The sequence below is a fragment of the Mycobacterium sp. Root265 genome (assembly GCF_001428895.1).
In the GTDB taxonomy this organism is placed as follows: Bacteria; Actinomycetota; Actinomycetes; order Mycobacteriales; family Mycobacteriaceae; genus Mycobacterium.
The window spans coordinates 284,283-297,615 of sequence record NZ_LMJA01000022.1 but is presented as its reverse complement, the minus strand read 5'-3'; the positions used below and the strand labels follow the sequence as shown (position 1 = coordinate 297,615).

Genomic DNA, 13,333 nt, shown 5'->3' with positions numbered 1-13,333 from the left:
ATGGAAGGATCTATGCCAAGGCGAGCTCGCGCGAAGTCGAAGCCGTGTTGCAGATCGGACCATCAAATCAGTCGTGGGGCTGGCTATTCCAATCCGCGATCGTGGAGTACGAGAGCACGCTCCGTTGAGCGAATCTCATACTGCAGAAGTAGATCGATCAAATCCAGTGCGCGAGTTCGTGTATCGCCAGTGAAATCAATGGACACCCGTAGCAGAATTAGGCTGACGAGGTCTGGGTGCTGCAAAGATCTCAGGTCGTCAGTCGTGTCGAGGAGTATCTTCTCGCAGATCATGAGCGCGAGATCTGGTGCAGATGCGATGGATTCACCCACCATGAGGATAAGATCGTCCCAATGTTCATCAGCAGCTCGGGTACTGATGAGGGCTTCGACGACTGACCTGTACTCGTCTACCTCCACTTCACTGAAATCAGTGATCACTGCTGCTGCCGCATCACGGACCAGTTGCGATCCGTCATTAAGCAGCAGGACAAGGGGTTCTGCGCACTGCTCGGCAAACCGTGTCCCAATGCGATTTGCGGCGTAAACCTTTGCAGCGCCGAGGCGCTGGTATTCAGTACCGCTTACTCCCGCGGTCGCGAGGTCGGCTGCGCGTCCATCCAACAGGGCGGCCAACGTGTTCAGCATTGCCCCGTGCATCTGGACTTCGCCGACCTCGGATCGAGCCATTCGGTCGATAACTGTTCGCGCCGAACTAGGTCTACTGACGATGCGTGCACGCAATATCTCGTACACGTAGCGCGTCGCCAGAAGATGGTCAGTGCAACCGTCAACCAGCTTCTCAAATGCCAGAACAGCGTTGCTAGATTCCCAGTGCTCCAGCGATATCACACAACGTGCTGCGAGAGATCGCACGCCCATGTCTCTGTCGCTGACCAGGCTGAGCACGGCTGGCATGAGAGGATCAATGTTCCTAGCGTCCTGAGAGATCAATCGGGCGATAACTTCGGAGATCGCCCCGCGGACCGAGTTGAGCCCACGGTAGAGCAGGTTTTCATCGATGTTGTCCGCCGCGACTCTGAATCCATCATCACCAGGATCGGGATCGTTCATCGCGTACTCGATGATCAGATCGCACATCGATTCCGAGATCTGCAGTTCCTCGGATCGGAGCAGTGGAGTCGCGATGTACATGCCGCAGGGACGGTCGGGAAGGGTGTGGCATCGGGTTAAGAGTTCCTCAATGAGCCCCGTAGGAAGCGGAGTCTCGCAGCCCGCCACGCCGCGAAGAATCGCGTTAAAATAGCGGACATCGGTGGAATCGGGAAGCGTGAGAGCGAGATTGGCAAATCGTCGGGGCGAAGCTTTTGCGGCGGCCTCAAGTTGGTTGGCCAGTTGGAGGGCTCCGCCGACAAGGGTTCCCTCGCTGTTTTGGAAAGTTGTGTCGTCTCCGTTGTAGCGAGCTATTGCGCCGCGCCAATTAGTGTCTGACATTCGATCAATAGCCGTTGATGCGAGCGGAGACTGAACAAATCCGCCGTGCACTCCCGTAGGTTCGAGCAAGTCTTGAACGCCAAACTTGCGCTGCCATTCGGCGAACCGCTTCGTAACGCCAGGGCTCCGGTATTCAGGCGGGATACCGCCGAGCAGGGTGAACTGTGTCAATCCGAATTCACGGTAGGCTTTGGGTGAACGCTCGAGCAAAGGGTAGTAGTCGAGCAACTGAGCAGTGAGCTGCTCGAGCGCACCGGACGATGCAAAGGGTGTGATCGCTGCGATTAGCCTTCTGGCACCCCAAGCATGTCCAGTAGACCAGCTCACCTGCAGCCAGTTCGGATGCGCGCCCAGCAAGCGAATAACTTGGTCAGCGAGCGTCGCTGGGTTTGCCGCAAACCCAGCGAAGAGCACATGGACGACTGTCTCCGATGGCGTCGCAGACATAGAATTAGCTAGATCCAATAGCTGATCAGGGCTTTCACGCCCTAGCTCCGCGAAAGCGATCTCAGCCCCCGCGAGCAACTCCTGTCGAAAGTCGCCCCGATGGTCGGTCGACCCGTTGAATGGCCATATGTGGTCGGGGCGGAGACGGCCACCATCATCTCGTTCAGCGAACATGGTTGACTCTGCAATTCGCACAATTTCAGGCCACACATTGCGTATGAATGAATCCGGCCGCCTCGTCGCAGCGAGAATGATGAAGTCGCGAAGCTGGTTCTGGCGGGGTATTAGTTCGGCAGTCGTGTCAATAGGGCTACGCGGTCCATACGCACCAGCGGCAGCTATACGTTCCGCCAGATAGCGACCGAGCAGCTGGTTGGCCCAATCAGGTTTAGCCACAGGAAGTTTGTCGTGTAGGCGCCAGAACTCGCGGTCTGCAAATCCCGTCGCGCCGAGCTTGCCGGAATCAAGTAGTTCAAGGAGTAGATCGAACGATGGTCGGTGGGAGGTGAGGTCTACTTGCTGGAGAAGCCAGATTAGACGTGTCGACCACAGGTCCGACTCGTGGACAAGGGGTTCGAGCAACTCGACAGCCCGGTCTAGGAACTTGCCATCGCCACATGCGAGCGCTCGAAGGGCAAGATTGACTCGGGATTCGTCGTCGCTGTGTAGGCAGTCCGTGAGGAGTCCAGAATCATCCAGATGTGCGAACCAGTTTGGCGTAGCTACTGTTCGCCATGCTCTCGCAAACAGCGGCGACCCAGCGTCTTCAAGGAACGGGCGCACGAGAGTCCACTCCTCTGCTGTTGGCGACACACGCGCAAGCCAAGCTAGGACGACATCGCGTAAGTGGAAGCGCACAGGCGCTGCAGTGAGCAAGTACTTGAGGTCCTCGCTATATTGCGGTGTGAGCCCTCGGTTGTAGGCGAGGATTTGGCGGACCTGGGCGCGCCGAAAGAGGCCTTGGTCGGCGGTGAGTAAGTCGGCAACGGTGTACTGGCGGCTCGTGAATCGCCGTGCGAAGACATAGTCAAAGAACGACTCGTGAAAGAACGCGATGTGGTTGCCGTCTCGGGTAACAACGTGGCTCGATGTCATTTCGCTGAGGTCTGACGACCATTGATCTGCGATTGCAGCTGGCGCCCGCAGGACTTGATTGTCGCTCATATAGTCGACTAGCGCATCGAAGACTTGGGTCCATGCCGGTTCTCGGCCTAGACGATGTTGGATCTCTCTGTGTTTGTGAGTCCAGAAAGCTTGGAACAGATCCTTTGGCTCAGCCAGGCTGAGTACTTCCGACTCATCGCGCAATGCTGGCGCAACTTCAGCTAGTAGAGCGAGATGCAAAGGTACGGAGAACATTTGACTCTGCACGGCGGTGAGCTGTTGCGCATCGAATCCGAATCCCTCGATGGTGGTATGGACATCTGCTTTCGCCAGCGACCCTATGGTGACTAACTTCGTGTGCTCGGACGAGACGAGTCGCCTCAACCGAGGGTCGTTTGTTGAATCGAAGGTCCGACATGAAAGCACCACCCTGAGGTTCGGCATAGCAGAGGCAGTCTCGAGCATCTCCTTGACGCATTCGAAGAATATTGGGCTACGTCCAGAAGTCGAGCTCACGATGTCGAGCTGATCGATTACCAGTACACCGATCTCGCGCTTCGAGTGCGCCATAAGCGATGCGACTGGGGACGCGGGCAGACCCATTTCGGCACCGAGCTCGTTCGGAAGGACCGCAGGCGTGTGGCGATCGAGTCGGAAAACGAGGTGGGCGATGCCGTCGGTATCGAGATCTCGAACGAACTGCAGGAGTGTGTCGCTCTTCCCAGTTCCGGCGTCCCCGCTCACAACTATTACTGAATTGTCGGTTATCAACTCCCGAATCTGTCGCGCTTCAGCTCGTTCGATCAGACTTCCGCTAATCAACGTATCTTCCCGTGAGCGACGGAACCGCTTGTTTGCATCATTAATTCTGGGCGCCAGCGTTCGCCCGCTCCGCATCGGGTTCGGTTCGTATCCAGCACGACGCAGTGCGCGCCACAGGTCATTGGCGGTGAGGTACTGTCCTGCTTTGTCACGGAGGATGTCAGTCAGAGTCGGCACTGATTTCTCGATGTCGCCGGCCATAGTCAACTCGGCAAATAATCGGTTCATGGCCTTTAGTTCATCTTCACCGATCGTGTTGACTCGCACGCGGCGAAGCGCTTGGAAGGCAGTCTCTACATCAAGATCGTCCCAAGATGTGCGGAGCTTCGCGAACTTCGTCTGCCATTCTTTTGGTCCCAGCGCGACGTCTACAAACTCGGTGAGTGAATGTGCGCCTCGTGCGCGATCGCAGAGTTCACCTAGGGCATCGGTCGCGTGAGTAGACGCGAACACGCAGTGTGCTTCTGGTTCTTTGAGCTTAGTGAGGAATGCTGACAGCACGCCTGCGGCGCTGAGCAGCGGCAATGTCCACACGCCCTCGCGCGTTCGTTGGCGCTTGCATTGGTGATACTCGACCTTGTCGGGATATCGAACCCAGAACTCGACCTTGTCGTTTTCTGGGCCTGATGGTTCGAGGCAGATGGCTTCAGCGCGATCTTCGAGAACATCGAATGCGCAGCGTACGGTCCAGCGATCCTCAAAGCGGTTCCCGACCTTGTCCGCGAGCCCACCGCTCAATACCATTACGCGATCTTATTGGGTGGGGCTGAGCTTCAATGTGTCGCCAGCCATATGTGCCGTCGATTGTGTCACGCGGGCCGCGTCGGCAACATAGCTGATGCTCTCTCTTACTGTGGCCGCTGGCATCATTCCGACTCAGGGGTTTCGGTCACGGAATCAGCCGGGCCCGCCGGGCCCGGGACACCGATTCATGGCGGGTCCGAGTCCCCAGTTTCGCTGCGGCACTGCGCAGATAGCTCTTCACCGTCTCGGTCTTGAGTGAAAGTCGCTCGGCGGCTTCGGCATTGGTGCAGCCCAGTGCGATCTGGGCCAGCACGTCGAGCTCCCGCGGCGTCAGGTGGACGTCCTCGGACGGCGCGGACAGCAGGTCGGCCAGCCGGTGCAGTTCGGCGCCGGTGTCGGCATTGGCGTGAGAAGCCAGCGTGCGCAGCCCGGCGTACACCTCGCGGATGGTCTCCGGGTTGGCCGTCCCGGTCTGCTGCGCCTCCCGCAGGCGCAGTCGACGGTCCACCTCGTCGCGGATGCGCAGCTCGTCGGCCAGCCGCCGACTGGAGCCGACCATCAGATCGGCGGCCCGGCCCCCGAACGGCGCCCCGGACCGGTAGGCGCCGTACAGCATGGCCCGCGGCACACCGTCCACGATCACCGGCACCGCCAGCACCGAACGGATGCCCTCCGACAGCACCGGGGCGTCGTAGTCGTGGGTGATGGTCGAGGCATTGCGGTAATCGGCCACCGACAGCGGCCGGCCCTCGACCATGCTGGCCCCGCCGAGCCCGGAATTCGAGCGCACCACCAGACCGCGCAGCAGCCCGGTCCGGGTCCCGACGAACTCGCTGAGCAGCAGCGCGTCGCCCTGCACTTCGCCGCCGAACAGCACCGGGACCCCGCCCTCGACCGCAACCCGGCGCAACTCGGCGCGCACCGCGTCGGTATCGCGGGGCCTCAGCAGGGCTGGCACGGTGGTTCCCCTCTTTCGGGGGTAGCGGGCAGGTGAGTGTGACGTAGATCCTAGTCGCCATGAGCACCAACACCGATCGGTATCGCGCCGCCCGCGACCACCTTGTGGCCGTGATCAGCGACTATGACAAGGCGGTCGGCACCTTCGCCTGGCCCGAGATCACCGGAACCTTCAACTGGGCCATCGACTGGTTCGACGTCATCGCCGCGGGCAACGACCGTCCGGCGCTGTGGATCGTCGAGGAGGACGGCACCGAGACCACGGTGAGCTTCGCCGAGATGTCTCAGCGTTCCGACCGGGTCGCCTCCTGGCTGCAGGGTCTGGGCGTCGGCAAGGGCGACCGGGTGCTGGTCATGCTCGGCAACCAGGTCGAGCTGTGGGAGGCCATGCTCGCGGTGGCCAAACTGGGCGCGGTGGTCATGCCGACGACCGGCGCGCTGGGGCCCGCCGATCTGGCGGACCGCATCGACCGCGGCGGCGCCAGGTTCGTCATCGCCAACGCCGCCGACGCCCCGAAGTTCGACGAGGTGGCCGGCGACTACGTCCGCATCGCGGTGGGGGACCATTCCGGGTGGCGCCGCTACGCCGACGCCTACGACGTCGCCCCGCACCGCTTCGAGACCGTCACCGATGTCTCGGATCCGCTGCTGGTGTACTTCACCTCCGGCACCACCAGCCGGCCCAAACTCGTCGAGCACTCCCAGGTGTCCTACCCGGTGGGCCACATGTCCACGATGGCCTGGATCGGGGTCACTCCCGGCGATGTGCACCTGGCCATCAGCTCACCCGGCTGGGCCAAGCACGCCTGGAGTTGCTTCTTCGCGCCGTGGATCGCCGAGGCGACGATCTTCGTATACAACTACGCCCGCTTCGACGCCCAGAAACTGCTGCACCAGATCCGGCGTGCCGGCGTCAACACCTTCTGCGCGCCGCCGACGGTGTGGCGGATGCTCATCCAGTCCGACCTGGGCGCCAAACCCGAAGGGCTGCGGGAGATCCTGGGCGCCGGTGAACCGCTCAACCCCGAGGTCATCTCCGCCGTCGAACGTGCGTGGGGGCTGACCATCCGCGACGGCTTCGGCCAGACCGAGACCACCTTGCAGGTCGGCAACACCCCCGGCCAGCCCGTCAAGGCCGGCTCGATGGGCCGCCCGATGCCCGGCGTCCCGGTGGTGCTTGTCGACCCGCTCACCGGGGAACTCGCCGACGAGGGCGAGATCTGCCTGGACCTGGCCACCCGCCCGGTGAATCTGATGACCGGTTACCTCGGCGACCAGAAACGCAACGACGCGGTGATGCACGGCGGCTATTACCACACCGGAGACGTCGCCAGCCGGGACGCCGACGGGTACATCACCTACATCGGCCGCACCGACGATGTCTTCAAGTCGAGTGACTACAAGGTCTCGCCGTTCGAGCTGGAGAGCGTGCTGATCGAGCACCCCGCGGTGGTGGAGGCCGCCATCGTCCCGCAACCCCACGACACCCGGCTGGCGATCCCGAAAGCCTATGTGGCACTTGCTGACGGCTGGGCCGCCGACTCCGAGACCGCCCGCGCCATCATGGAGTACGCCCGCGATCACCTCGCCCCGTACCTGAAGGTGCGCCGTGTCGAGTTCTTCGAACTGCCCAAAACCATTTCCGGCAAGATCCGGCGCGTCGAACTGCGCACGCGAGAGGATGAAGCGCACCGGTCGGGTACTCCGATCGACACCGAGCACCGCTACGAGGATCTGGTGGACTGAGCGATGAAGAGTTATGACGCCGGGCCCACCGAGGTCCCGATCATCGAGGACACCATCGGTGCGAACTTCGAGCGCACCGCGGCCGAGCACCCAGACACCGAGGCACTCGTCGATGTCGCGCAGGGGTTGCGCTGGACCTACCGCGAACTCAACGACGAGATCGATGTGGTGGCACGAGGATTGCTGGCCCGCGGCATCGCCAAGGGTGACCGGGTGGGTATCTGGTCGCCCAACCGTGCCGAGTGGACCGTCGTGCAGTACGCGACGGCCAAGATCGGCGCCATCCTGGTCAACATCAACCCGGCCTACCGCACCCATGAACTGGGCTACGTGCTCGACCAGTCGGGCGTGCGGATGCTCATCTCGGCCACCGAATTCAAGACATCGGACTATGTCGCCATGGTCGGCGAGGTGCGCACCGAGGCGCCCACCCTGACCGAGGTGATCTTCCTGGGTACCGAGGACTGGGCGGCGCTGCGGGCCGCCGCGGTCCCGGAAAGTGAGCTGCGGGACCGGCAGGCCACGCTGGTCAACACCGACCCGATCAATATCCAGTACACCTCGGGCACAACGGGTTTCCCGAAGGGCGCGACGCTGTCGCACCGCAACATCCTCAACAACGGCTTCTTCGTCACCGAGGGCATCAACCTCAAACCGGGCGATCGGCTGTGCATCCCGGTGCCGTTCTACCATTGCTTCGGCATGGTGATGGGCAACCTGGGCTGCACCACACACGGTGTGACCATGGTGATCCCGGCACCCGGCTTCGAACCCGGCGTCACGCTGGAAACCATTGAGGCCGAACGCTGTACCGGCGTCTATGGGGTGCCGACCATGTTCATCGCCATGCAGAACCACCCGAGTTTTCCCGAGCGTGACCTGTCGAGTCTGCGGACCGGCGTCATGGCCGGCGCGGTCTGCCCGATCGAGGTGATGAAGCGCTGCATCAACGACATGCACATGGCCGAGGTGGCCATCGCCTACGGCATGACCGAGACCTCGCCGGTGTCGTGCCAGACCCTGCACGACGACGATCTGGAACGGCGCACCGCGACCATCGGCCGCGCGCACCCGCACGTCGAGGTGAAGATCGTCGACCCCGACACCGGCGCGATCGTGGAACGCGGGCAGCCCGGCGAGTTCTGCACCAAGGGCTATTCGGTGATGCTCGGCTACTGGGAAGATCCCGAGAAGACCGCCGAGGCGATCGACGAGGACGGCTGGATGCACACCGGGGACCTCGCCGTGATGCGCGAGGACGGCTACTGCACCATCGTCGGGCGCATCAAGGACATGGTGATCCGCGGCGGCGAGAACGTCTATCCCCGTGAGGTCGAGGAGTTTCTGTACAGCCATCCCGGGATCGAGGACGCCCAGGTGATCGGGGTGCCCGACGCCAAGTACGGCGAAGAGATCTGCGTCTGGATCAAGATGAAACCCGGCGCCGAACCGCTGGATGTCGAGACCGTCCGCGAGTTCGCGAAGGGCCGGCTCGCGCACTACAAGATCCCGCGGTACGTGCACCTGGTCGACGAGTTCCCGATGACCGTCACCGGCAAGATCCGCAAGGTGCAGATGCGTGAGGAGAGCGTGCAGATCCTCGGTCTGTGAACCGTCGTTCCCGCTGCGCGCAGGCCGCACTGCTGGAAGAGTTGATACATGGCACTGTGCGGGCGGCGGCTCTGTGCGGTGCTCGCTGTGCTCTCGGCCGTGCTGCACCTGACGATGCTCGGCCACGCGAGCAGCGCCGCGCTGGCCGTGCTGATCGCGGCCATGGCATCGGTCTGCCTGTTCTGCGGGTATGAACTGTGGCGTGCCGGCTCACTTCGGATCTGGTGTGTGGTCGGGGTGATGAGCCTGGCCATGGTCGCCGCGCACCTGTCGCTACCCGGTCACCGGCACGGCGGACAACCGGCCGTCGCCGGTCCGCCGGCCGAGTCGATGAGCACGCTGATGGGACTGGCCACCACGGTCTCACTGGCCGAGGCCGTCATCGCCGCCACGGTGTTGTGGGTGCTGACCCGACGCCGTGCGGCCGGACTGGTCTGAGGCATCGGCCAGAATGGACGCATGAGCTACCCGCCGCAGGTGCCCCCGCAGGCCGCCCCGGTCTGTTACCGCCATCCCGGTCGCCAGACCTACGTGCAGTGCACCCGCTGCGGGCGCTACATCTGCGGGGACTGCATGATTTCGGCCGCGGTGGGCCACCAGTGCCCCGAGTGTGTGGCGGCGGGCGCCGCCACCGTCCGGCCGACGCAGGGCCGCTTCGGTGGCAAGGCGGCCACCGACAAGCCGCTGGTGACCTACACGCTGATCGCGATCAACGTGGTGATGTTCGTGCTGCAGATGGCCTCGGGCTGGGTCTACAACGAATTCGTTCTGTGGCCGCGGGCCATAGCCGGAGGGGACCAGTACTACCGTCTGGTGACGTCGGCGTTCCTACATGGCGGCATCGTGCACATCCTGTTCAACATGTATGCGCTCTACGTCATCGGTCCCTCGCTGGAACGGCTGTTGGGGCGGGTGCGGTTCGGTGCGCTGTACGGGCTCAGCGCGCTCGGCGGGTCGGTGCTGGTCTACCTGCTAACCCCAATCGACACACCCACGCTCGGAGCTTCAGGGGCGGTGTTCGGATTGTTCGGTGCGATTTTCGTGGTGTCGCGCCGGCTCAACCTCGATGTGCGCTGGATGATCGGCCTGATCGCGCTCAACGTTGCGTTCACCTTCGTAGGTCCGTTGTTGGGTACGGGCGCAATCAGCTGGCAGGGCCACCTCGGCGGTCTGATCACAGGAGCTTTGGTCGCCTCCGGCTTCGTCTATGCGCCACGCGCCCATCGAAATTTGGTTCAGTGGGCCACCGCGGGCACCGTGCTCGTGATCTTTCTGGCGCTCATCTGGATGCGCACGGCCGCTCTGTTGGGATAGTTCGGCGGGTACCTGAACTTCGGCTGAAAGCTGTGCTGAGATTGGGCGGTGTCAGCCGCAGTTTCTGAACCCGAACCCGAACCGGCGGTCAGCGCCCGCGCCATCACCATGCGCGGGCCGTGGGGCCCGGTGTACGGCCCCATCGATCTGGACGTCGACGCCGGCGGGGTGACCGCGCTGATCCATCCGGCCGGCACCGGGCGCACCGCACTGCTGCTGACCCTTGCGGGGCGGATGCGACCGATATCGGGCACGGTGACGGTGTTCGGCCGTTCCGACGCCCGCAAGATCTTCGCGGTGTCGGCGCTGGCCAATATCGACCAGCTCGACAAGATCGCCGAGTCCGTCACCGTCCGCGACCTCATCACCGAGCAGATGCGTTGGGATGCACCGTGGTACCGGTTCATCGGGCCGGCCTCCCAGACCGATCTCGCCGATATCTGCGGTAGCACCTTCGGCGATGTCGCGCTGCCGGAGCTGGGTGCGTACTTCGACCAGCTCGGCGAACTCGCGCAGGTGTTGTTGCGGATTGCGCTGGCCAACACCGGGACACCGCCGCTGCTGGTGGTCGGCGACCTGGACGGCATCACCGATGACGGCAACCGCGCCGTCGTGCTGGAGCGGCTCAACGCCTTGGGGGAGAACCAGACGGTGATCACCACATCCGCCAACCCCGTTCCCGGAGCTCGCGCCGACATCAGAGTGGAGAACTAGCCATGCTTGCCGGAATGTCGCTGGGTACCGACCTGAAACGATTCTCCCGTGGCGCGATGCCGCGCATCGCACTGGTCACGGTTGTGCTGATGCCGCTGCTGTACGGCGCCATGTATCTGTGGGCGTTCTGGAATCCGTTCGACGCGGTGAACAAGGTGCCGGTGGCGCTGGTCAACGAGGACACCGGCACCGTCGTCGACGGCAAGAAACTGGACGCCGGTGCACAGGTGGCCGACGCTCTGGTGCAGTCGGGTCAGCTGCAACTGCATCAGGTCTCGGCCACCGAGGCCGCCGACGGGGTGAGCAGCGGCAAGTACTACTTCTCGGTGACGCTGCCGCAGGACTTCAGCGCCGATGTCGCCTCGCCGTCCGGCGACTCGCCGCAGCAGGCGCGCATCGACTTCAAATTCAACGACGCCAACAACTACCTGGGGTCGATCATCGGGCAGAACGCCGCCCGAGAGGTGATCAACCAGGTCAACGCGAGCATCGGGCAACGCACCCTGGAGACGGTGCTGACCGGGCTGACCGACGCCGGTGACGGACTGGTGAAGGCCGCCGACGGCGCGCAGCAACTGGCGTCCGGCAATGCCGAGGCCAACGACGGCGCGCAGCGGCTGGCTTCGGGTGCAGACCAGTTGACCGCCGGACTCGTTGTGGCGCGCGACGGCTCGGCTCAGCTGATGGCCGGTACCCGGCAACTGGCCACCCGGGTGGACTCGGCCACCGGGCCGTTGTTGGAGATGCTGGACCGGGTGGGCGGTCTGCAACTCGATCCCGACGAGGTCGGTCTGCTGGCGCAGCGTCTCAGCGGCGCAGTGCGATCCACCACCGACCGGATCGCCGCGCTGAACATCGATCAGGTGCAGGCCGCGGCCATCGTCGATCAGGCACTCGGCTTGCTGCAGACCAACCCGGACCCGACGGTGCGCCATGCCGGCGATGTACTGGCCGGGGCGCAGCGGCTGCTGCGGACCAACGGTATCGACCCGGCCACCGACGACGGACTGATCCGGCTGCGCGACAGCGCGTCCCGGCTGGAAGGGGAACTCGGGGACCCGAACAGCAAGCTGCGGGTGTTCATCACCCGGGCGCTCAACGGTGGCCTGCGCAGCGATGTCGCCGCCCTGAAGGACGGGGTGGACCGGCTCGACACCGGTGCGCATCAGCTCAACAGCGGCCTGGTGCAACTGGCCAACGGTGGCGGTCAGTTATCCGATGGGGCAACGCAACTGGCCGATGGCACGCAGAAACTGGCCGACGGCAGTGCCGAGTTGGCCAGCAAGCTCAAGGAGGGCTCGGCGCAGGTACCGAACTGGACGCCGCAGCAGCGCACCGACGTCGCCCGAACCTTGGCCGCGCCCGTCAGCCTGGAGTTGCAGACCGACAACCCGGCCGCCACCTTCGGCACCGGGTTCGCCCCGTTCTTCCTGCCGCTGGCATTGTTCATCGGGGCGCTCATCATCTGGATGTTGTTGAAGCCCATGCAGTCCCGACCGATCGTGCACGGCCTCGGTGCCCTGCGGGTGGTGCTGGCATCCTACTGGCCCGCGCTGTTGATCGTCGTCTGCCAGGTCTCGGTGATGTATGTGGTGGTGCACTTCGGGGTCGGCCTGCAGGCCAGGTACCCGCTGGCGACGGTGGCGTTCCTGCTGCTGATCGGTGCCACGTTCCTGGCCATCATCCAGGCGTTCAACGCGTTGTTCGGGGTGTCGGTGGGACGGGTCGTGACGCTGGCGTTCCTGATGCTGCAACTGGTATCGGCGGGCGGCATCTATCCGGTGGAGACCACGGCCAAACCCTTCCAGATACTGCATCCGTTCGACCCGATGACCTACGCCGTCAACGGTTTACGGCAGACCATCGCAGGCGGGTTCGACTCCCGGATGGTGGTGGCGATCGCGGTACTCGGTGGGCTGCTCATCGCGGCGCTGGCCGCCAGTTCGTGGGCGGCGCGCCGCGACCGGCAGTACACGATGGAGAGGTTGAACCCGCCGATCGAGGTCTAGCGGCGCAGCGCCAGCGCACCCGGGCCGGTGAACACCAGCAGCGCGAAGATGAAGCTGTACAGCGCCGCGGTCTCTCCACCGTTGTCGATGGGCCAGAAGCCGTCCGGGAAGTGTTTCCAGAAATAGGCGACCGCCATCACGCCCGAGGAGATGAACGCCGCCACGCGGGTCAGCACACCGGCCGCGATGAGCAGCCCGAACACCACTTCCAGCACCGCCGCCCACCAGCCCGGCCAGGCGCCGAACGCCACCGTCGAACCGCTGGGAACGCCGAACAGTTTGACGGTGCCGTGCATGGCGTACATCAGGCCCACCAGGATGCGGAAGACGCCCAGCGCGGTGGGCACTCTGGAGGTCAGCGGGTCCTTGAAGTGTGCGACGTTGGCAATGGTGGATGTGGCCATGCGTCAG

Annotated in this window: 9 protein-coding genes; 6 read left to right on the top strand and 3 right to left on the bottom strand. The window is 63.6% G+C overall.

Annotation, left to right across the window (positions count from 1 at the left end):
- Positions 1-83 precede the first annotated feature (83 nt).
- Positions 84-4,571, bottom strand: a complete 4,488-nt coding sequence (locus ASE48_RS17970) for a hypothetical protein (RefSeq protein WP_156409256.1) — start codon at positions 4,569-4,571, stop codon at positions 84-86.
- Between the two features lie 145 nt (positions 4,572-4,716).
- Positions 4,717-5,529: a helix-turn-helix transcriptional regulator gene (locus ASE48_RS17960; protein ID WP_057168444.1), complete on the bottom strand. Its 813-nt coding sequence runs from the start codon at positions 5,527-5,529 to the stop codon at positions 4,717-4,719.
- A 59-nt stretch (positions 5,530-5,588) separates the two neighbouring features.
- Here ASE48_RS17960 and ASE48_RS17955 point away from each other — a divergent pair, with 59 nt between their 5' ends.
- From ASE48_RS17955 to ASE48_RS17930, 6 genes are read left to right on the top strand one after another with little or no spacing between them, the layout of a single operon-like run.
- Complete coding sequence (locus tag ASE48_RS17955; protein ID WP_057168443.1) at positions 5,589-7,274, top strand: AMP-binding protein; 1,686 nt, start codon at positions 5,589-5,591, stop codon at positions 7,272-7,274.
- A 3-nt stretch (positions 7,275-7,277) separates the two neighbouring features.
- A complete protein-coding gene (locus ASE48_RS17950) occupies positions 7,278-8,885 on the top strand; it encodes an AMP-binding protein (protein WP_057168442.1) in 1,608 nt (535 codons plus the stop codon).
- 48 nt (positions 8,886-8,933) lie between these two features.
- Positions 8,934-9,323 (top strand): hypothetical protein, encoded by a 390-nt coding sequence (locus ASE48_RS17945; RefSeq protein WP_057168441.1) that lies wholly within the window; start codon positions 8,934-8,936, stop codon positions 9,321-9,323.
- Between the two features lie 21 nt (positions 9,324-9,344).
- Positions 9,345-10,199, top strand: a complete 855-nt coding sequence (locus tag ASE48_RS17940; RefSeq protein ID WP_057168440.1) for a rhomboid family intramembrane serine protease — start codon at positions 9,345-9,347, stop codon at positions 10,197-10,199.
- 48 nt (positions 10,200-10,247) lie between these two features.
- Positions 10,248-10,913: an ATP-binding cassette domain-containing protein gene (locus tag ASE48_RS17935; RefSeq protein ID WP_442928730.1), complete on the top strand. Its 666-nt coding sequence runs from the start codon at positions 10,248-10,250 to the stop codon at positions 10,911-10,913.
- Between the two features lie 14 nt (positions 10,914-10,927).
- On the top strand, positions 10,928-12,922 hold the full coding sequence (locus tag ASE48_RS17930) for a YhgE/Pip domain-containing protein (protein ID WP_200962198.1): 1,995 nt from the start codon (positions 10,928-10,930) through the stop codon (positions 12,920-12,922).
- Here the strand turns inward: ASE48_RS17930 and ASE48_RS17925 are convergent.
- Positions 12,919-13,326 carry a DoxX family protein gene (locus ASE48_RS17925; RefSeq protein ID WP_057168438.1) on the bottom strand — a complete coding sequence of 136 codons (408 nt, stop codon included), beginning with the start codon at positions 13,324-13,326 and terminating at the stop codon, positions 12,919-12,921. The genes ASE48_RS17930 and ASE48_RS17925 overlap by 4 nt on opposite strands.
- Positions 13,327-13,333 lie beyond the last annotated feature (7 nt).

Excerpts from the sequence above, each read along its gene's own strand:
- ASE48_RS17970 (WP_156409256.1), bottom strand. The coding sequence starts at position 4,571 with ATGGTATTGAGCGGTGGGCTCGCGGACAAGGTCGGGAACCGCTTTGAG.
- ASE48_RS17955 (WP_057168443.1), top strand. The coding sequence starts at position 5,589 with ATGAGCACCAACACCGATCGGTATCGCGCCGCCCGCGACCACCTTGTG.
- ASE48_RS17950 (WP_057168442.1), top strand. The coding sequence starts at position 7,278 with ATGAAGAGTTATGACGCCGGGCCCACCGAGGTCCCGATCATCGAGGAC.
- ASE48_RS17945 (WP_057168441.1), top strand. The coding sequence starts at position 8,934 with ATGGCACTGTGCGGGCGGCGGCTCTGTGCGGTGCTCGCTGTGCTCTCG.
- ASE48_RS17940 (WP_057168440.1), top strand. The coding sequence starts at position 9,345 with ATGAGCTACCCGCCGCAGGTGCCCCCGCAGGCCGCCCCGGTCTGTTAC.
- ASE48_RS17930 (WP_200962198.1), top strand. The coding sequence starts at position 10,928 with ATGTCGCTGGGTACCGACCTGAAACGATTCTCCCGTGGCGCGATGCCG.
- ASE48_RS17925 (WP_057168438.1), bottom strand. The coding sequence starts at position 13,326 with ATGGCCACATCCACCATTGCCAACGTCGCACACTTCAAGGACCCGCTG.